16 protein-coding genes, 1 tRNA gene and 1 pseudogene are annotated in these 20795 nt (G+C 46.3%); 10 read left to right on the top strand and 8 right to left on the bottom strand.

Annotated elements, in window-relative coordinates; all coding sequences use genetic code 11:
* The first annotated feature begins 21 nt into the window (after window positions 1-21).
* The 3 genes from QUA58_RS04960 (at window position 22) to QUA58_RS04950 (ending at window position 3582) form a co-directional block, all read left to right on the top strand.
* A complete protein-coding gene (locus tag QUA58_RS04960; protein ID WP_333393213.1) occupies window positions 22-639 on the top strand; it encodes a Uma2 family endonuclease in 618 nt (205 codons plus the stop codon).
* Window positions 640-819: 180 nt separating this feature from the next.
* Entirely contained in the window at window positions 820-1995 is a 1176-nt protein-coding gene (locus QUA58_RS04955) for an AI-2E family transporter (RefSeq protein WP_333248858.1), read from the top strand.
* Window positions 1996-2406: 411 nt separating this feature from the next.
* Window positions 2407-3582, top strand: coding sequence for a homocysteine biosynthesis protein (locus QUA58_RS04950; RefSeq protein ID WP_333393212.1), 1176 nt, complete (start codon window positions 2407-2409; stop codon window positions 3580-3582).
* Between the two features lie 290 nt (window positions 3583-3872).
* On the opposite strand, the gene cobA is transcribed toward QUA58_RS04950, so the two are convergent.
* The 4 genes from cobA to QUA58_RS04930 form a co-directional block, all read right to left on the bottom strand.
* A complete protein-coding gene (gene cobA / locus QUA58_RS04945; RefSeq protein WP_333248862.1) occupies window positions 3873-4640 on the bottom strand; it encodes a uroporphyrinogen-III C-methyltransferase in 768 nt (255 codons plus the stop codon).
* Window positions 4641-4812: 172 nt separating this feature from the next.
* A complete protein-coding gene (locus QUA58_RS04940) occupies window positions 4813-5589 on the bottom strand; it encodes a sirohydrochlorin chelatase (protein WP_333248864.1) in 777 nt (258 codons plus the stop codon).
* 230 nt (window positions 5590-5819) lie between these two features.
* On the bottom strand, window positions 5820-6503 hold the full coding sequence (locus QUA58_RS04935) for a manganese catalase family protein (RefSeq protein WP_333393211.1): 684 nt from the start codon (window positions 6501-6503) through the stop codon (window positions 5820-5822).
* A gap of 196 nt (window positions 6504-6699) precedes the next feature.
* Entirely contained in the window at window positions 6700-8229 is a 1530-nt protein-coding gene (locus QUA58_RS04930; RefSeq protein WP_333393210.1) for a serine/threonine-protein kinase, read from the bottom strand.
* 685 nt (window positions 8230-8914) lie between these two features.
* Here QUA58_RS04930 and QUA58_RS04925 point away from each other — a divergent pair.
* The 4 genes from QUA58_RS04925 (at window position 8915) to QUA58_RS04910 (ending at window position 15096) form a co-directional block, all read left to right on the top strand.
* Window positions 8915-8987, top strand: a tRNA-His gene (locus QUA58_RS04925).
* Between the two features lie 182 nt (window positions 8988-9169).
* On the top strand, window positions 9170-13474 hold the full coding sequence (locus tag QUA58_RS04920) for an AAA domain-containing protein (protein WP_333393209.1): 4305 nt from the start codon (window positions 9170-9172) through the stop codon (window positions 13472-13474).
* Complete coding sequence (locus tag QUA58_RS04915; protein WP_333248874.1) at window positions 13452-14384, top strand: hypothetical protein; 933 nt, start codon at window positions 13452-13454, stop codon at window positions 14382-14384. Before QUA58_RS04920 ends, QUA58_RS04915 begins: the two co-directional genes overlap by 23 nt.
* Window positions 14385-14760: 376 nt before the next feature.
* On the top strand, window positions 14761-15096 hold the full coding sequence (locus QUA58_RS04910) for a XisI protein (RefSeq protein ID WP_333393208.1): 336 nt from the start codon (window positions 14761-14763) through the stop codon (window positions 15094-15096).
* A gap of 194 nt (window positions 15097-15290) precedes the next feature.
* On the opposite strand, the gene QUA58_RS04905 is transcribed toward QUA58_RS04910, so the two are convergent.
* The 3 genes and pseudogenes from QUA58_RS04905 to QUA58_RS04895 form a co-directional block, all read right to left on the bottom strand.
* Window positions 15291-15542, bottom strand: a complete 252-nt coding sequence (locus QUA58_RS04905; RefSeq protein ID WP_333393207.1) for a hypothetical protein — start codon at window positions 15540-15542, stop codon at window positions 15291-15293.
* 6 nt (window positions 15543-15548) lie between these two features.
* A pseudogene (locus QUA58_RS04900) lies at window positions 15549-15599 on the bottom strand (S-layer homology domain-containing protein); the annotation flags it as partial.
* A gap of 301 nt (window positions 15600-15900) precedes the next feature.
* Window positions 15901-16632, bottom strand: coding sequence for a DUF3747 domain-containing protein (locus tag QUA58_RS04895; protein WP_333393206.1), 732 nt, complete (start codon window positions 16630-16632; stop codon window positions 15901-15903).
* On the opposite strand from QUA58_RS04895, the gene QUA58_RS04890 reads away from it, so the two are divergent.
* Window positions 16624-16797: a hypothetical protein gene (locus tag QUA58_RS04890; protein ID WP_333393205.1), complete on the top strand. Its 174-nt coding sequence runs from the start codon at window positions 16624-16626 to the stop codon at window positions 16795-16797. The two genes, QUA58_RS04895 and QUA58_RS04890, sit on opposite strands and share 9 nt — an antisense overlap.
* A gap of 268 nt (window positions 16798-17065) precedes the next feature.
* On the opposite strand, the gene QUA58_RS04885 is transcribed toward QUA58_RS04890, so the two are convergent.
* Complete coding sequence (locus tag QUA58_RS04885) at window positions 17066-18058, bottom strand: ribose-phosphate pyrophosphokinase (protein WP_006635514.1); 993 nt, start codon at window positions 18056-18058, stop codon at window positions 17066-17068.
* Window positions 18059-18667: 609 nt separating this feature from the next.
* Here QUA58_RS04885 and QUA58_RS04880 point away from each other — a divergent pair.
* Both QUA58_RS04880 and QUA58_RS04875 read left to right on the top strand, forming a co-directional pair.
* Window positions 18668-19141, top strand: coding sequence for a GatB/YqeY domain-containing protein (locus QUA58_RS04880; protein WP_333248884.1), 474 nt, complete (start codon window positions 18668-18670; stop codon window positions 19139-19141).
* A 338-nt stretch (window positions 19142-19479) separates the two neighbouring features.
* The coding region (locus tag QUA58_RS04875) for a protein kinase domain-containing protein (protein ID WP_333393204.1) at window positions 19480-20795 on the top strand (1316 nt) is incomplete at its 3' end.

Raw genomic sequence — 20795 nt, 5'->3', positions numbered from 1 at the left:
ACCAAACTAAAGGCACTCACCATGATTCAAAGCATAACAGAATTAGTAACATTCGATGAATTCATTGACTGGTATCCTGAAAATTCAGAACACCGCTACGAATTGCACAATGGAGAAATTATTGAAAGGCCAAAAGCAACAGGCAAACATTCTAAAGTTGCCGGTTTTACCGCACTGAAAGTCGGAATAGAGATTGAGCGTCTCAATTTGCCCTACTTCATCCCTAAAGAATGCGTCATCAAACCGATGCCCGAGGAATCTGGGTATGAGCCAGATATCATTGTACTCAACGAGCAAACCATTGGAAACGAGCCGCGATGGGAGAAATCATCAATTATCACGATGGGTTCATCAGTGTCCCTAATCGTAGAGGTAACTAGCACTAACTGGGAGGATGATTATGCCCTAAAGCTTGAGGCATACGAGGCAATGGGTATTCAGGAATATTGGATTATAGACTATCTAGGATTGGGTGGCAGACGGTTCATCGGCAACCCCAAACAACCTACTTTTTCGGTTTACCAACTAATTGACGGGGAATACCAAGTCAAACTGTTCCGAGGGGGCGAGTGTATTGAGTCCCCAACTTTCCCAGAATTGAAGCTGACAGCGCAGCAGGTGTTCGCAAAAGGGAATTGAGGTGGCTGCTTATGCTAATGTCCGAGTAGGGGTATCCGATTCAAGATGCGATCGCGCGCATCTGCTGTATCTTGATATAAAGGCGATTCATCGCTTCTGGGCTGCAGAGCAATTAGCAAGCAGTAATTCCCCATACTCTATTCCTCAATCTAAAATCTAATATCTAATATCTAAAATCTAATGAAGCTAGGACAATGGATGGGCTTATTAGCCCTCATCGCATCTTGTTACATCCTCTGGCAAATCAGACAAGCCCTGCTGCTGCTGTTTGCCGCTATCGTCTTAGCCACATCCTTAAACAGACTGGCACGCTACTTGCAAAAATTCCGACTCAAAAGGTCGATCGCCGTACTTTTATCAATTAGCTTTTTAGTCCTGGTTTTGGTAAGCTTGTTCCTGATAATTGTACCGCCCTTTGCCCTACAATTCCAACAATTGACCCAAAAAGCACCTGAAGCAATCGCCAAACTCAACGATTGGGTAGATCAAATCGAAGCTCGCTTCTCGGGACAAATCGATCAGCGGCTGCTGCCCAATCTCGATGTTAACGATATTATGCGACAACTGCAACCCTTGTTCAACCAACTCGTTGGCGGTGCAGGAGCTTTTGTCGGCAACACATTAGGGGTTATTCTCAGCTTTTTGCTGGTCTTAGTTTTGACCTTGATGACCTTAGCAGATCCGCTCTCTTACCGCAAAGCATTTATACAACTATTTCCCTCTTTTTACCGCCGGCGAATCGATGGTATTTTAGATGAATGCGAAATAGCTCTCGGTCGATGGGTTGTCGGCGCTCTTATTAGCATGAGCGTGATTGCTTTGTTGAGCTTAATTGGTTTGTCAATTTTGCGAGTTCCCCTACCGCTAGCTCACGCTGTAGTAGCAGGATTTCTTAACTTAATTCCCAATATTGGCCCCACGATCAGCGTCATTCCGCCAATGACGATCGCACTTTTAGACTCTCCCTTACAATCCGGTTTAGTTTTAATTCTTTACTTTCTAATTCAACAATTTGAAAGCAACATCCTCACTCCCTACGTCATGGCACAGCAAGTATCATTGCTGCCAGCAGTAACATTAATCTCTCAAGTATTTTTCGCCACCTTTTTTGGATTTTTAGGACTATTACTTGCCCTCCCCCTCACCGTTGTAGCTCAAGTTTGGATTAGGGAAGTATTAATTAAAGACATTCTCAACCATTGGGACGCGAATCCTAAAACTTTAGCAGCAATCGATTCGGCTATTCACGAAGAATATGAGTCTCTAGGAGTAAAACATCACAGACAAGAAAGCCTTCCAGAACCAAAAACAGACATCGCAGACCAAGCAGAAAATGACGATACTGTCAATCAATAATTCAGGTTTGATCGTTCGGACTTCAGTCAGGTTTGATCGTTCGGACTTCAGTCCTTCTTAATTCTGAGAGTGAGGACTGAATTCCTGGGAGCATCTCATTTTCGCAAAAAGTTTTTTACAGTGCGAGCGTCCCCGCTCGCGTGGTATGTAATAAAACACGCGAGCGGGGACGCTCGCACTACAAATGCAAAACCCAGATGCACCAGAATTCCTGATGATAAAACAATACGGTTTACTTAAGTTATAAGTTGTAGGGTGCGTCGCTCGTTTAATCTGGCGTTTCATGGCGAGATTTGTTATTGGCGACGCACCCTACGTTCACTAAAAATTTAGGAAATTGATCGCCATCAATAAAACTAAAAACTAAAAACTAAAAACTAAAAACTAAAAACTAAAACTAAAACTAAAATTATGAGATCGATCGACGAAATCAACGATAAAATCAGCCAAGGCAAAGCTACAGTCTGGACAATCGAAGAACTCAAAAGTAGAGTCCAAGAAACCAGTATTACCCAAGCCGCCAAAGAAGTCGATGTGATTACCGCAGGCACCTTCGAGCCGATGGAATCCTCCGGCGCCATCATCAACCTCGGCCATACCGACCCGCCGATCAAAATCCGCCAGTGCTGGCTAGACGGCGTTTTAGCCTACTCCGGCTTTGGGGCTGTAGACCTGTACTTGGGGGCCACCCAAGTAGCCGAAGACGGCGAAGAATCCCGCGAACGGGGCGGCGGACACGTCATCGAAGACTTAATAGCCGGCAAACCCGTGCAGTTGCGAGCCTTGGGGCAAGTCACAGATTGCTACCCCCGCGCCTCCTTTGAAACCACGATTACCCGCGATACCATCAACCAATTTTATTTATTCAATCCCCGCAACGCCTATCAAAACTTTATTGTGGGAGTTAACGGGGGCGATCGCCCGCTGTTCACCTACCTCGGCCCCCTGCAACCAAACCTCGGCAACGCCGTCTACTCGAACCTTGGAGCCATGTCTCCCCTGCTAAACGACCCCGACCTCGAAATCATCGGCATCGGCACCCGCATCTTCCTAGGAGGCGCCACCGGCTACATCACCTGGGAAGGAACCCAGCACTTCCCGCTGCAAAAACGCCAGCCCAACCGCACCCCCATCGGCCCGGCCGCCACCCTCGCAGTCATCGGCGACGCCAAACAGATGAACTCGAAATGGGTGCGCGGGTGCTACTTCAAAAACTACGGCCCATCCCTGATGCTGGGAGTCGGCATCCCGTTTCCAGTCTTAAACGAAACGGTCGTCGCCCACTGTGCAGTATCCGACAAAAAAATAGTAGCGCCGGTGGTAGATTTCTCTATCCCCCGGCGCGTTCGTCCCACCTTCGGTTTAGTCAGCTACGCTCAATTAAAAACTGGCCGCATCCTGATAGAGGGCAAACCTGTGCGGGCCGCCCCCCTGGCGAGTATGTTTCTCTCGCGGCAAGTAGCATTGGAATTGAAGCAGCAAATTGAAGCTGGTCAATTTACCCTCACGGCCCCAGTTGCTCCCCTACCCACCGACAGAGTATTTCTCCCGCAAGATTTGTGGGGCGCCCAAGTCAGGCTGGAATAGACAGCTCCTAGACTAAAGTCACGGATTATACAGGGTATTCCAGGTGTATAAAATACACCTCAGAAACCGGGTTTCTTTACAGTTCTCGCATCCTTACTGATTCTGTTGCTCGAAACCCGGTTGATCGCGATCTACATCTACATGGAATATGCTGTAAATATGTCATTGATGCGTCCTGGAATGACATCGGAATGACATTAAGGGTGCGATTGTCCCCGCTGGCGAGGCACCTTAGAGGGAGCGAAATCAAAGCGATCGAAATTAGATCGCTTCTGACCCAATTTTCCCGCTTATTCTACAGTCTGAGAAACTGGCCGACAGCCAGACAATATCGAGTGCAAATTGACGACATTTCCGATTACTGCGATCGCAGGTGCTGAAAATCCGATCGCCTCAACTTGCTCTACAATTGTACCCAAAGTCCCGATCAATTCTTCTTGTTCCGGCCGTGTTCCCCAGCGCACTAACGCTATTGGCGTTTCTGCACTCAATTGGGCTGCTGTTAACTGACCGATAATGTAAGGCAAATTGTGGATTCCCATGTATACTACAATGGTTTCCGAGCCGCGGGCGATCGCCTGCCAATTTACCTCCGGCCGATATTTTCCCGCTGATTCGTGACCGGTGACAAAGGTGACAGAGGAACTGTACGATCGATGTGTTAAAGGAATTCCCGCATAAGCAGGGGCCGCAATCCCAGAAGTTACGCCGGGGACGACTTCTACTGACACTCCAGCTTTTACCAACTCTTCCATTTCTTCGCCGCCGCGCCCGAAAATAAACGGATCGCCGCCTTTGAGACGAACTACGATCGCATTATCTCCAGCTTTTTCTATCATTAACTGAGTTGTTTCATCCTGCATTAACGAGTGACGACCTTTGCGTTTTCCGGCATCAATTCGTTCTGCTTGGGGGTTGATTGCTGCCAAAATTTGAGGGCTGACTAAAGCATCGTAAATCACCACATCCGCGCACTCTAACAGAGCTTTTCCCTTCAAGGTCATCAAACCCGGATCTCCGGGCCCCGCACCTACTAAATACACTTTTCCTAAAGACATTTTTCTTTCTTCCTTTACCAGAAAAAATTGGTTTAAAGCCTCTCCCTTAAAGGCGAGAAATTAAAAGAAGACGATTCATTACTTCAATCCTCTTCCTTCTAGGTAGAGGTCGCACTCATCTGTCAACTGTCAACTGTCAACTGTCAACTGAACTCTGCTTTGCCTCTGGGGTTCATTTTTGAATTAAATTCCCAATTAAGTCTGCTAATTGTACACTTGCGCCTAGAGGATTTGCGAGATGAAGTTCCGCCGCAGGAAATTGCTGCTTTAGCTGTGCGACATTTTTGGCGATCGCATCTGTAATTCCTCCATTAAATAAGAAGTATGGCACAATCCCTATTTGCTGCTGTCCACCACGAACCAAACTGTCAATTTGCTCTGACAAACTCGGCTTTACCGACCAATAAGCTGTCTGTGCACCTAGTTTGCTGGCGATTTCCTCAACAATCGAGTTACCTCCGGGACGACGGCTGCCGTGAGATAATAAAATCCATTTTGGCAATAGCAGATTGGGGAGAAAAGTCACCTCTTGCATCTGACTTTTTACCAATTGTGTTAAGCCTGCTTCCTGGGAACCTAAATGCGGGCGCAATTCAATTTTTAGCTTGTCACCAAAAGTTTTTTGGGCAATTTCCACCTCTGCCGGTATGTCTTCGGCGACGTGAACTCCCGGCAATAAAAATACAGGCAGGATTTGCAATTCTGTCAGTCCCAGCGACAGGGTACGTTCGCCAAAACTGCAAATTTGTTCGTGCAGCGGTGCGGGGCCCAGTTCTAAGGTGGCGGTTGCTACTGCGGGGAAGGAGTCAGCCAAATTTTGAGACAGCAGTTGACCTAGGTTTTCCAAAGCTAGTTGGGGTCTGGGGTCGCGGCTGCCGTGAGAGACTAATAAATAGGTCGATCGCAATTTCAATATAGATTTGATGTTAATGTTCGATCGGGATTTCAAATAATTATAACACCGTTGGGCGCGTGACTTGAAAAATACTCAACCCTCAACCGGAAGCTTCCGAGTCACCCACCTCTAACAACTAAAGCAAAGTACCCGGCTTGAAAATTACTCAACACAGGGCTTAAATCTTCTAAGCCGCCCACCTTACAAAACAAGGTGCGCGGCTTAAAAATTACTTAATACTGGGCTTAAATCTTCTAAGCCACACACCCTAGACAAATCTCACATTAACCTTTGGGAGCGGGATCGGCAATGTATTGGAAAGTAGGTTCCGAGTTCCAAGGGCCGCGTTCATCCTTGCCATTTGTAGACAAGTTAAAGTAGAGATCCACAGTAGAATCTGGCGGAATATTGCCGAACATCGGATCCGTGAGTTTACCCAGCGATTCCAAAGCTTTCATGAACATTTGAGTGTGAGAAATTTCGCGAGTCAGCAGAAAGTGCAGCGTCTTTTTCGTTCCCATATCCGGTGCTAGTTTAATCAACTCTTCGTAGGTTTGGCGAGCTCCTGCTTCCGCAGCGATATCAGCGCGCAAATCGCGCACCACCTCCCCGCCTTCGTTGATATAAGCTGCCGTCCAAGCTTGACCTTGGCTGTCCAACAAGTGTGGGCCTACGCCACGCACCGCAAACAAAGTGCTTTTGTAAGCTTCTGTTTGGTCAACGTTTTTGGTGTGCATTTCGATGAGTTGCCCCACCATTTCTAAGTGGCTGAATTCTTCTATTGCAATATCTTGGAGCATATCCTTAATCCCTGCATCTTCACAGTGAAAGGACTGCACCCAGTATTGCAGAGCTGCTGTCAATTCTCCGGTTGCTCCGCCAAACTGTTCTAGCAGCAATTGGGCAAAACGGGGGTTGGGTTCGTCTACAGTCACCGCAGCCATTAATTGTTTTTTGTGAAAAAACATGGATTGATACCTCTCTTTAATTCTGTTGCTACAGTCTGAGGATTGCAGACTTGTAGCTGTGTTCACCTTCAGAATCCATTGTGCGACAAGCGATCGCACCCAGCCTCGGTCGATGGATACATCTAGCTCGACAAATTTCTCTGCTTTCAGGTAGAGTTTAAATATGAAATTTTACTTAGTGAGTCGGTAGACCAAATTACAATTTAGGAGCAGGATTATTGTCGCACTCGGTTAATTTTGCTGACAGGGCATCGAGATGCCGCAGCCACTGAATGCCGCCAACCCAACTGCGAGAGGGGAGGTGTCCGATTGGTGCTTGCTGACTAAATTTAATCTGCCCTAAAGTATTAGCAGAATTGTAGGTTTGCCAGTTTACCCGATCGCAAAATCTGATATAGTCTCCCTTAACGCTTTCATAAATCTGCTTTTGGACGCTGAAGCCAAACCGACCTTGACTGTAGTGCAACCAAAGGCGATCGACTGTTTGCAAATCTTGGCAGGGGATATGGTAAATTTGGCTTATTTCTAGCTGAGTTCCCGGTTCCTGGGAAAGAGACTGACACATCAGAGTCCAAGTTTCGCGATCGGCTTCTTTCCACTTATTGTCAGACAAAAACTCTCGCAGTTTGGTATAATCAACTCCCCGTGCAGAAATTAGAGCTTTATCGAGATTTGAAGTAACAGATAAGGAAAAAGTTTCTGCACAATTGGCGACGGATTTTGTGGGTAAAATGGGAGAATCAGGAGTTTGTAGCGCGCTGATATCGGTTGAGTTGTGGCTATTACTGACAGCAGGAGCGATGATCGGTTTTTCGGGCGAAAGCAAATTTTGATGGCGAATATCTAAAACTGCTTTGATATCGTGCAAAACTTCCGTAGCAAAACTGTACCGCTGATTGAGATGAGTTTGCAACAATTTATCTAAAATTTCGCCTAACTCGTCGCTAATACTCGTGGCTTTGGGGAGAAACTCCCGCCACCACCAGCGCTCGCTGTTGCAGTCGTACATATCCAAGGGAGGAACTTGGGTCATTAGGCGAATGCAAGTCACACCTAAACTGTAAAGGTCGCTAGCCGGAAATACTTTGCCGCGCATTTGTTCGGGAGCTACATAATCTTGACTGCCAATGAGCGTTGCTGGACGAAGCATGGCTGAATCAGTCAGCAGTTTGGCAATGCCGAAATCGATCAATACGAGTTTGTTGTCCGATTGGCGGCGGATAATATTTTCGGGTTTGATGTCGCGGTGAATGACGCGCTTGTCGTGGATAAATTGCAAGACGGGCAATAAGTCTTGCAGCAGTTGCCAAATTTGATTGTCATCGTAGACACTTTTGTCTAATTCTTGTTTAAGAGTCTGCCCGTCTATAAACTCTTGAACTAAATAAATATGACCTTCTTGTTCAAATGCCGCTAATAATGTGGGGATTTGCGGGTGTTTTCCGAGCTCGTCTAAACGGACGGCTTCTTGCCGAAATAATTCAAGGGCTTTGTTGAAAATTTCGGGGTCACGGTCGTAAAAATAAAATTGCTTGACTGCACAGCGGGGTAGAGACGGGATGTCTTGATCAATTGCTAGGAAAGTTTTACCAAATCCGCCTCTACCTAAAAGTTCAATCGGGCGATATCGCTGTCTTAGCAACAGGTTAAAGCCGCAGTTTAAGCAAAAATTAGCGGTGTTGGAGTTTTGAGGATTTTGGCATTCTGGGTTGATACAGTAGCTCATATTGATTTTTGATTTTTGATTTTTGATTTTAGATGGCGGACAAGACTTTTTTTTAAACGAACCGCGAAGACGCGAAGCTGCGCGTTCGGCGAAGCCGTTCCCGAAGGGTAGGAAGAGGGAATAGAGAAGAGAGAGAAGAGAGAAGAGAGAAGAGAGAGAAGAGAGATGGTTGATAACTCATGCAGTGTGGGATAAGCTGTCCCGCTTCTTGCGTTGTATTTTTCGGGCGGGCGGGACACCCCACAAGCATTTCATCTGAGATGTTGCACCATTCTCAGTCAGGCTTGTAGGGGCGGGCTAGAAGAGCGCACCCTACAAGAAATTCATTCTTTGTGGAACAGGCATCTTGCCTGTTAAGTGAGAATGGTGCCAGATGTGAGTTTTATCAAACTGGAGTGTAAAATTTAGATGCGCCAGGGCTGATAAGGCTATTTTAATGCGCTGGATCGAATCGGGACGCTGCCAAAGCTGCCGAACCCAGGCCAGATGACTGCTGTGGGCGAGATAATTGCCGATCGCACAGGCCGATCGCGCAGAGCGAGAATTGTGCTAAACTCTTACTGTGCGTTGGATTTAAGGCACAATCGATCTGTCCGGTTCAGGGACGCTCAGAAATATTTCAAAATATTTTTGCTTTACCCCTAGACTTGTGCTGAGATCTGATGCTATAGTTACAAAAGATATGGCGAGTGTAGCCAAGTGGTTAAGGCAGTGGTTTGTGGTACCACCATTCGTGGGTTCAATTCCCATCATTCGCCCTTTTAATTCTGAACTGTTTAATTCGATCGCCCGTCGCCTGTACGGTTACTTGCGATGGTGGTAGGGTGTGCATTGCACACCTTAATCTTTTTTGGGATTTAGCGGTTCTGTCGGCACAAGTTCCGATGTGCTAATCTTAAATCCAAGATAAAATCTCAAATCTAAAATCTAACATCAAAATATGCCATCTTTAGTAACAGAAGATTGGGGATATAAATTTAGTGGCGATCGCACAATTAATAAGTTTATTCGCGATATAGAAGGGGAAGCGGCTTTAGCGAAATATTGCGATTGGGAATGCCGAGATCGTGCGGAACTTCTGATGTCGGAGATAGCCGGCGAATCTCACAATCTTTTTTATGTGCGCCGCCAAAAGGTAAATGAGAGATTTTCGGAAGAGGAAATCTGGGAGTTGATTCTTGCTACGGATGGAGATGATTTTGAATTACCTCAATTGCTGCAAAAAGCCGATCGCACTTTGCGGTTGTTAGCAACTGTACGTGTTGAAGACGGAATTGGCGGTTTAAAGCTGCTGGATGCTGGTTTGGTGGCGCTTCCGAGAGGAAGAAAAGATGGGTATGCTTTGCCGGTTCAGTTGCGACTTTTGGCTAACAGTCGAGCGCCAATTCCTGTAAAGTCGATCGCCCGCGTCCAAAAAATGCCCTTTTGGGACGACAGACACATACCAACTACCGAACAACTAAAAATTTGGCATACTTTTTTAAATGTGGAAAAACGCATCGCGGAAGCGCGTCAATTTTGCGTGCCTTTCCGAGCGCACAATTACGGTTCAGGCTTTAAAATCGTCACTTTTGAAATTGATCGTAATTCCGCAACTCTTGACGGCTACGAGGAAAATCCCTTAGAATTGGGCGACTTTCGCGAAAGGCTGAAAAAAGCCAGAAATGAAGAAATTATCCTGTTTGATTCGCCGCCCGGAAGCAGAAGCAGCCGCGATGGAGAGACATTAGGCAGCATCGCCGAAATAGACTTTGAACATGGTAAATTACGCATTAAGTTAGATGTTGATTTGGGCGATCGTATGGCGGGCGGTAGATATCAATTACCCAAACAAGGATTCTTATATTTTGAGGCGGCGGGCGATATCAGTCAGATTGAACGCAAGAAGAAAGCTTTAAAAATGCTGACAGATGGCCGCGCTCAAAATCCCTATTTGAGCGAATTTTTATTCGACTCTTCTCAGGCGAGAATACCCGAAAAACTGATTAAATTGAATAGGGAAAACTTATTAAATCGCAATGCTAATGACGACCAACTTGCTGCCGTAGAAACGGTGCTTTCGGCGCGGGATTTAATTTTGATTCAAGGGCCGCCGGGAACGGGCAAAACGACTGTGATTGCGGAAATTTGCTATCAAATTGCCCGTCAGGGCGGCAAAACGCTGATTGCTTCGCAAGCAAATTTGGCTGTAGACAATGCTTTGAGTCGGTTAGTTCACAATCCAGCGATTCGGGCTTTGCGGAAAGGAAAAGCTCATAAGGTGCAGGAAGAAGGACAGCCGTTTTTAGAGGAAAATGCGATCGGCACTTGGTTGCAAAATACGGCGACTGACTGCGAAGAAAAGCTCTCGCAGCGCCTGAATAATATAAAATTTTTGCGGCAGATGCTGGCAGAATCAGAGCGATTTACCGCCTACTGTGCCGCCGAAAAAGCTTTTTTTAATGAACTAAAACACCTGCACGACAGTAAAGCAAATATTGAGGAAAAGTGCAACCAGCAAGCAGCAGATTATGAACGTAATTTAACCGAAAAAAGCGATATTGAATCTCTAGCTAGTGGGCTAGTAAATTTGCTGGATGCGCCGAATGTCAACTGGGAATCTCCCGAAGTTGCCGAGTTTATGCCCAGACTAAAACCTTATTCCGAAGGTAATGTTTTAGTAGAAAACTTTATGGCAAATGTTCGGATTGCCGCTAGCAATGCTATTCAAATCGGCTTCGCTCGCCCTGCTTGTGGCGCGTTTGGGATTGGGGTTTGGCTGCAGGAAACTGTAGCAGCGCAAATAGCGGAATTTAAGATAGCATTCGATCGCGCTGATGATGTTTGTCACGCTATCTCAACGGTTGCGGAGTCGTTGCGGGTGTCGCGGCAGATGTCGGAGGCTGTTAATCAACTCGAATTGGGCGATCGGCAAAATCAGACACACCGCCACAATCTCGAACAGAAAATCAAGAATTTGGAACTGCGAAAAGCGGAAATTACAGCCGTTGTCGTCGCCGTTGCACAGTGGATTGAAACAGCGGATACGGGACTCTATGAAGTTGTGAAAACTTGCTGGGAAACGGGCGCGATCCTGACCGATGAAATGGTAGAATTGCCTGTGGGACTGTTGAAAATTGCCCGATCGCTCAAATTGCCGATCGTGCCGCCCAAATGCAAAATAAATTTGCCCGATTTGGATCGGTTGCGAAACGCGGTATCCCACGAAGCAAACGCAGGTTTTAAGGACATACAAGGGCAACAGTTCCGGTTTAGCGAGTTTCTGCACCTAAATTTGAGTCAAACGCCGATCGTGCTCTCTGCGGGCGATCGTACGCAATGGCAGCAGCTAGCCAAAGACTTCGCCAGCTATTCCCAAGTTAGTCAAAGTCAGCGCAAATTCATCATAGAAAAAGCTGGCACTTTCTTAAGTAGCATTCAACAATTTTACAGTGAATCCTTGCAGCCAAATCAGATCCAGGCTACCTTCGATCGCCTAGTCAAAGAATTGCTGCACAGTATCCTCGCAAATGCCCGTCAGTGCGTGGTTCCCCTGAAAACCGAAACCGATCAGCAACTGATCAAACAGCAACAGTTATTAGATAAAATCGGTCAAACCTTGAACCAGCAGCAAATATCCGCCGCTAAACTTCAGGTAGAAACAGCGCAGCAAGAGGCAAACTTACAAATTAGCGAAGTTACTAATTTGTTGCAAGCAATTGTCCAACAGCCAAATGTACCTGAAAAATTGCGGATTTTATCCGAACAATATCTCGCCCAAAAATCGAATATTTGGGAGCAACCGCAGCATTTTGTCAAGCAAGTTGAGGCTTGGAAAGCCAGCGCCATTCAGCTTGAAAAATCGATTGCTGACTTAGATGCTTTTGGGATTTTGGAGATAATCAAAAACACTCTTGACGATCATTTATCTCCGCTGCAAATTGCCGCCGCAACTTCGCACCAGCAACTCGCCGAACTTCAAACAGAATTGAGCGGAATTACCGCTCAACTGCAACAGCAGCAACCGACAGCAGCATTACTTGCTGAGAGGAATTGGTGGGAATCAACCTGGAAAAAAATCCCGGAACAATACGGGCCAGAAGTTCCCAATACAGGATTGTTCAGCGTAGATTTTTTAAGCAAAATTAAGCGTCTTTTCAAAACTTGGCAGCGAAAATTAGAACAAGAAGAAACAGCCCTAAATCGTTCTCAAACGTTTGTGACTGATTGGATTCAAAAACTCCGCAATCCATCAGAAAAAGACCGCAACGATTTAAAGCAAATTTATATTGACAATGCCAACGTGATCGGCATTACTTGCGTGCAGGCTGCTAGTTTCGATTTTACTAAAAACTTTCCCAGCTTTGATGCAGTCATCATTGACGAAGTTAGCAAATGCACTCCCCCAGAGTTATTAATTCCGGCTTTGAAAGGCAGGAAGTTAGTATTAGTTGGCGATCACAGGCAATTGCCACCGATGTTTAATCAAAGTACGATCGACGATATTGCCGAAGACATCGGTTGTACCGGAGACGAACTTAGCTTCATCAAAGAATCTTTGTTCAAAGTATTGTTTGAGAATGCCAGCGACAGCATCAAAAAAATGCTGACAACTCAATACCGAATGCACCCGCAAATTATGGGCGCAATCAATCAGTTTTACCAACAAAAACTCAATTGTGGCATTCAGGAAGCTGACACCAAGCGCGCCCACAACCTCGCAGGTAGAATCATTCAAGAAAATAATCACATTCTCTGGGTAAAAACGCCCATCGGACAAGGATTTGAAGAGGAAAAACAGGGTACTTCGCGGTTGAATGTCAAGGAGATTGATGCGATCGAGCGTTTGTGCGAGCAAATGGAGGCTGCTTGGCGGCCCAAAGTTGCGATCGGCGAACCGCCGAAAGAAATCGGAATTATCACTTTTTACGGCGCTCAATTAAATGCAATTAAAGACAGAATCGAAGCCGAAAAATTTCCGTCTTTGAGCATCCGCACTGGTACGGTTGACATATTCCAAGGCATGGAAAGACCTGTAATTATTGTTAGCACAGTGTGTAATAATATTAGGGGCGATATTGGATTTGCTAAGGAACCGGAACGGGTGAATGTGGCATTTTCCCGCGCTCAAGAATTGCTGGTAGTTGTCGGCTGCCACGATTTATTTACCCAACAAACAGGTACTGTCGGAAAAATGTATCAGGAAGTTTCAAAAACGGTGCGTCACTGCGGAGGTTTTGTAGATGTTTCTAGCGTCCTCAACTAAACCAATAGACTCGAATTTAAGTTCGCTAGCCGAACAAATTGAGCAACAAAATCCGGGTTTGTCAGTGTTGGCGGCGCGTCAATTCCGCTTCGCAATCCGTCAAACTCCGCTGGAGGTGGCGATTAGTGAACCGCGCGAGTTTAACGTGTTGGAAGAGTTCATTTTGCGGGCGGGTGTTGAGTTTGAACCTGCGCCAACTTTGAAGGAATTGGCGGATTTGCTGGGGTTAGACGAGATTTTTGTGAAGACTACGGCGGCGACTCTGGTTAGTTTGGAAACCTTGGAGGTGGCTGAAAATGGGCGAATTGCGTTAGCGAAGCCCGCCCCTACGGGAGGCTCATCAACGAAGAGGATCGCCCCGCAAGGTGGAGATTTTTTCGATAAAGTTGCGGTTAGTCGATCGCAAATTCAATCAATTTACGCCATTTCCGATCCGCTGAATCAAACTCTTACCTTTAAATTCGATGCTGTAGCCGCAGAATCGATCGACTTACCAGATTTAGCAGAATTAGTATCCCTCGAACATAAAATTAGCGACCTTGCGAATTTAAGTCTAGCAGAAATCCAGCCGTTAATTCAAGATTCCGGCTTAGGAATTCACGCCCCAGAAAACGGCAAAATTGTCTCTGCTTGCGATGTCGTCGGCGACGATTTAGATATTTGGCAAACAGTCTCGATTTTTGTGTTGCTAGATGGAATAGAAAATAAAACTACTATCCAAGTCCGACAGGGAAAGCAAATATTAGAAACAGCTTCAAACAGACTCAACGAACTTGAATCTCAGCAAAAACTTTCCTTAAATGACTTGTGCAAATTAACCCCCGACATCACACAGCAAGAATCAGATACAATCGCCGTCCCGAAAACTCCTAAAAAGCCATCTAAGAAAAAACCCAAGGAAACGATATGATGAGCACTAAAGTGCTGATTACGAACAGGTTTGTAGTAAGGACTTTAGTCCTGATTAACTGATATCTTGCACCATTATCAGTTACTTGTTTAGGAACGGGCAAGATGCCCGTTCCACAAAACTTGATTTTATTGTGGAACGGGCATCTTGCCCGTTCTTGACAAGAGTACAAAATATAACTATAGTAATCCTAAATCATTATCTAGATCGCGAACATAAATGTGATTTCCCCAAAATCCATCAGTAGGGACACGCCAGTGCCGGAACGGGCATCTTGCCCGTTCCACAAAACTTGATTTTATTGTGGAACGGGCATCTTGCCCGTCCTTGACAAGAGTACATATAACTATTAACCAACCAATGAGGTAATTGTGCAATGGACAAACTAACTCAATATCGTCAATACGTTCAGACATTAATGAGCCGTTATGCCGAAGAAGATGTTTCTGATGATGAAGTCGAAGTGCAACTTATCTGCGACACAGAACGAGATCATTATCAGTGGATGAATGTCGGCTGGGAACACTTAACCCGGATTTATCAAACCTTCATTCACATTGACATCAAAGATGGAAAAATCTGGCTTCAGCAAAATTTGACAGAGCAAAATCCTGCGGAGGAATTAGTTGCAATGGGAGTACCGAGAGAGGATATTATTTTGGGATTGCAACCGCCATACAAACGGCCCTATACTGATTATGGTGTAGCGTAAACAGTTGACAGTTGACAGTTGACAGTTGACAGTTGACAGTTGACAAATGTCCACTTAATATAGGGCCCGTCTCTTTAGAAAACACCAATTATTTTGTACTTCCTCCTGTGACTTACTATTATCAGGTAGGGTGAGTCACTTGGGAAAATCCCAATTATTTTGCATTCGCTTCCGTGACGCACCCTACAATAATCCTACTGAGCCTTGACGCATTTCACCATCCGTAAAGTAGCCGCGGCGTAATTCCGCTTTGCATAATTATCGAAAGCAAACCGATTGCCAATTTCGTTAATAGCGGCAGCAACAGAACAATAAGCCGACATTTGAGTAATAATAGAAGCAGCCCAATAATTCTGAGTGTCTGAAAAAGTTTTATACCGCTCTTTAACAACTAAATTCGGCTGAATTCCCGCCGACAAACCAAATTCGGCCGCTTTTGGCAGCACCGCCATCAATTCAGCGCGAGTGACGGGCTGGGTAGGTTTAAAAGTTCCATCTTGATATTAGCTAACTATCTTGTTGTTCCGTGCCAATAGAAGTTTTCCGGCACTCCAGCGGGAAATATCAAAGTCGCTAAATGGACGGATAGAAACATGGCTAGAAAAGGTGATATTAGCACCTTGTATTCATTTCAAAGATTCCCCAACTAAAGATACCAATTGCTCTCTGCTAACAGCAAGTTGCGGCCCCAAAGCATTATTTTGATAAAACCGGGCTACAAACCCAAAGCCCACAACTTCTTTAATTTCGGAAGCGTAGATATCATCGGTAGCTATCTCCGAATTGTAGAAAAGCCAGTATTGCCTACGGTATTGGTATTTCCTGCGGTATTGGCTGCGGTAATGGCTGCGGTATTGGTATTGGCTGCGGTAATGGCTGCGGTATTGGTATTGGCTGCGGTAATGGCTGCGGTATTGGTATTGGTTGCGGTATTGGCTGCGGTATTGGTATTGGTTGCGGTATTGCTTCGGTATTGCCAATTTCTCCCGGTGCGGATTGATTGGTAGTGAAATAAAAGTGGCCTAATGTGCGGCCTTGGTAAGCTCTTTTACTCAAGCGCCAAGCAGGATCGAGACTGATTTTCATGAAGTCGTTAACCTCACCGTTTGTGCGACCGATAATTACCGATTTACCTTGGTAATCTACCGGAGTTCCCATTAGAAGAACATTGCCATCAACAGTTTCCAATGTCAGGGTGTATTTTAATGCTAAATCGCTGCCTGCCATGCGAATTGAAAAGCCGTTGCTGTCTGTTGCGCGGCCACAAATACCGGTGAAATCAAAAGTAACTAATAATGGATCGACTTTCACGGGATTAGAGCCACTTTCGCTCCAGCATTGTCGCTTGTCAGATACTTGTTCTAAAATTAGCAATTGGTAGCCGCCGAAAGGGCGGGGTTGGGCGATGACAATTACTCGGTCTTGGCTAATTTCGGTTTCGTCAAAAGTAAATGCTTTAGCTGAACCGATCGCCCCGAGTGTTAAAATTGCTGAACCTGCCAGTGCGGCCACTGTTCGTACAAGTGAATGTTTCATGATTTTTCCCTATTGGCTCCTTATTTTAATGAGACTTATCTAGAATATAAAAAAGTCGCCCTCTTCCAACAACAAGATAGAATTTTAGCATCTCTTGTTCCGGTGGTACCAAGTGCGATCGATCGCCGATCGTCACATTGGTTCGTAGTGAGAGCTAAAGTCTGAGCCAATTTTTATGAGGACTTTAGTCCTCACTACAAAGTTATAACCGTTATTTTACCGAGAAACTTGATAAGCTGTTGGGCATCTAAATTGTATTCTCCGGGCGGGCGGGACGCCCACTCCACAAGAATTTGATGGCACTTGACAGTAAAATTTAGAGGGGCCTGGGCTTATTACCCGCAGGAAACGTATCACACTATTCACAAAAAAAACGGTGCGTTAACAAGTTTAACGCACCCTCAAACAAACATTCAAAAAGCGCTTTTCCTGTCTAGCGGAACATACTGCTAACAGAACTATCTTCGTGAATCCGCCAAATAGTTTCTCCGAGCAAATTCGCTACCGAAAGCACCGTCAACTGCTTAAAACGGTTCTCTTCCGGCACAGGAATTGTATTCGTAACAATTACCTCTTCCAAAACCCCGCTCGACAAACGCTCGATCGCCGGAGGCGAAAACACCGCATGAGTAGCACAAGCATAAACCTGCCTCGCACCCTCGCGGCGCAACAATCGGGCCCCTTCAGAAATCGTGCCGGCAGTATCGATCATGTCGTCCACCAACACAGCAGTTTTGCCCCTGACATCACCAATAAGATTCATCACTTCTGCCACGTTGTGAGCTTGGCGGCGCTTGTCAATAATAGCCAGGGGAGCATCACCAAGCTTTTTGGCAAAAGCTCTCGCCCTAGCGACTCCGCCAACATCCGGCGAAACCACAACAATATCCGTCAATTGCTTGCTCGCCAGATAATCCAAAAGCACCGGCGAACCGTAAACGTGATCGAAAGGAATGTCAAAATAACCTTGAATCTGAGCCGAGTGCAAATCCATCGCCAAAATGCGACCGGCCCCAGCTTCCGTAATCAAATTAGCCACTAATTTTGCAGTAATCGACTCTCTTCCGGCCGTTTTGCGGTCAGCCCTAGCATATCCGTAATAGGGAATGACAGCAGTAATTTGTCTGGCCGAAGCGCGGCGACAAGCATCGATCATAATTAACAATTCCATGAGGCGATCGTTTACCGGACAGCAAGTTGGCTGAATCAAGTAAACATCGCAACCCCGAATCGATTCTTGAATTTGAACGTAGAGTTCCCCATCAGCAAACCGCTTGCGAACCATCGGCCCCAAATCGATCCCCAGATAGCGAGCCACCTCTTGGGCGAGGGGAACATTAGCAGAACCGGAGAACAGCCGCAGACGGTCATGAGCGGAAACCGGCGGCTCGGGAAGCGGAAGCGGTAAAGTAGCAGAACGGATCACAGCAGGCCTCTTGCAGGACGTTTATTCCATCGATATCTTACCATCTGAAACTAGAAATATTCAGCCAAATTTTTGAGAGATTTAACTTTCGGGGCGACCACAAGTGTGAAGTTAGGCGAATTGAATAGGACTTGCAGAAATATGTCCGAGAAACCGGGTTTCTAGCCCACTTTCGGCACTTTCAACGGTCACAATCGGTTTTTACTTATTTTTATCCACTAATAAAACTCTAAGTTATACTAAAATACCGTACATTAACGGATAAATTACTTTTTAAAGGCATAATTTATTACTGTAAAGATAGAGTATTCTGCGTAATTATGCTGTGTGACACCCCCAGGGTGCGGAATGTGGGTTCTAGCGAACTCTGTACTGGGAGAAGTACGATCGCACTTGTGCCCCTGCGTCTAAAAGTTCTAGCGTGAGTCAATTTGGGGCTGAGGCTGCAAGTGCAGCCACCCCAAATTCAGTCGAAAGCCGAAGGCATCCGGGTTCAATGCGATAAAAAAGCCACCAACAGGCAATAAACTTGAAAAATACTGTAAAAAAAGTTAAGAATCGGAAGCATACTTCAGATTTTTGATGTCGGGCAAAGCAAGGTAGAAATCGATGAGCTTAAGAGAACGCATTGACGCAGAAATCAAAGCAGCCATGAAGTCCAAGGACAAAGTTCGCTTGGAAACAGTTCGCGGCATCAAGAAATTTATTCTCGAAAAAGAAGTCAGCCTTCGTCCTTCCGGGCAAGACACGCTGACAGAAGCTCAAGAAATGGAAATTTTGATGCAAATAGCCAAACAGCGCCGGGATTCGATCGAACAATACCGCAAAGGTGGCCGCGAAGATTTAGTGGCACAAGAGGAGGCGGAGTTAGCAATTGTTGAAGAGTATTTGCCACCGCAGATGTCAGACGAAGAGGTGAGTCAAGTCGTTGACGAAGTGATTGCTTCGGTTGGCGCTACTTCTGCAAAAGATATGGGCAAGGTGATGGGCAAGGCAATGCAGCAGCTTAAGGGCAAAGCAGACGGTAACAGAATTCAAGACATGGTGAAAGCAAAGCTTAGTCAGTTGACAGTTGACAGTTGACAGTTGACAGTTGTTAGTTGACAGTACCATCAGCAGTCATTCGATCGACCCCAAAACATCGGAAATGTAGGGGCAAACCCCCCGTGGTTGCCCCCTCCTTAAATCTAAAAAAAAATTGGTTGCTCAAAGTTGCGTCAAAAAACGTAAGATGCTAACTTTGGTCGGGACTGGGAGCGAGAGACAGTGAAGTATGCTATTGAGTGTTAAAGACCTAGCAGGATCGTCTATTTTTTAACACTGGACAATTAGCAATTGTTGATGAACGGGTTTAAATCCCCAGTCAACTGTCAACTGTCAACTGTCAACTGTCAACTATTTAACAGTTTCTACTTAAACTTATGCAGCCACCTATTGCTATTGGAACTCTCCTACAAAACCGCTACCGTTTGGTGAATATTTTAGGTCAAGGGGGATTTGGCCGGACTTATTTAGTAGAAGATTTGGGACGGTTTCAAGAACGCTGCGCCCTGAAGGAATTGATTCCGGTGCAAAGCGGGCCTTACGTTTTGGAAAAATCGAAGGAATTGTTTCAAAGAGAGGCAGCAATACTTTACCAAATTGGGCACCCGCAAATTCCCCAGTTTCGGGCAATATTTGAAGAGAATCAGCGTTTGTTTTTAGTGCAGGATTACGTGGAAGGGATGACTTACCGCGAACTGTTGCTCGATCGAACTTCAAATGGTCGCAGCTTCACCGAAGCCGAAGTCTTGGTATTTATCCGGCAAATGCTGCCGGTACTGGCTCACATCCACGCCCGCGGCATCATCCACCGCGACATCTCCCCAGAAAATATAATTCGCAGGGAAAACGACCAGTTGCCGGTGCTGATTGACTTTGGAGTGGTGAAGGAACTCGCCACCAAAGTTCAGTCTCCCGAAGGAACAGCCCACGCGACAACAGTGGGTAAAATCGGCTACGCGCCGATGGAACAGTTGCAAAGCGGGCGGGCAACTGCCAGCAGCGACCTCTACGCTTTAGCTGTAACGGCGATCGTCCTGCTGACAGGCAAAGAACCGCAGGAATTGCTCGATCAAACGACGCTGCAGTGGAATTGGCAGCAGCGAGTGCAGGTGAGCACAGGTTTGGCTTTGGTGCTGAATCGGATGTTGAGCCGGTCTCCGGGCGATCGATATCAATCTGTCAGCGAAGTCGCCCAAGCACTCGAGGGCCAAACTAATCCTAAACCTACCCAGCCAACTGTACCGCCCGCGCCAGCAGTGGTGCCGACAAACCCTTCGCTAATAGCAACGGTGGCCGTGGGCAGGCCGCCAGAGCCCGCCGCCCAGAGTTCCCACCCGCAAAACCAGCCAGATCCGCTAAGTGAGCCTGTTGGCAACTCTGTTTGGGACAATCCCATCGCTGCGATCGGACTGCTGACGGGCTTAGTAATCTTGACTGGCTTCGGTTCCTGGGCTTTAGTCGGCTCATTTCTCAACAATTCGCGGCCCAAACCCACTCCGACAGCGCCAGCAGTCATCAGTCCGACGCCGACACTAACTCCGGTACCCAACCCGCTACCTTTGCCAACCCCAACCCCGCAACCTTTGCCAACCCCAACCCCAGAACCTTTGCCGGAACCAACCCCAGAACCTTTGCCGGAACCAACCCCAGAACCTTTGCCGGAACCAACCCCAGAACCTTTGCCGGAACCAAC

The sequence above is a fragment of the Microcoleus sp. N9_A1 genome, from assembly GCF_036701795.1.
Taxonomy (GTDB): Bacteria; Cyanobacteriota; Cyanobacteriia; order Cyanobacteriales; family Microcoleaceae; genus Microcoleus.
The sequence above is the reverse complement of the archived record's forward strand: the minus strand, read 5'-3'. Positions and strand labels throughout refer to the sequence as shown.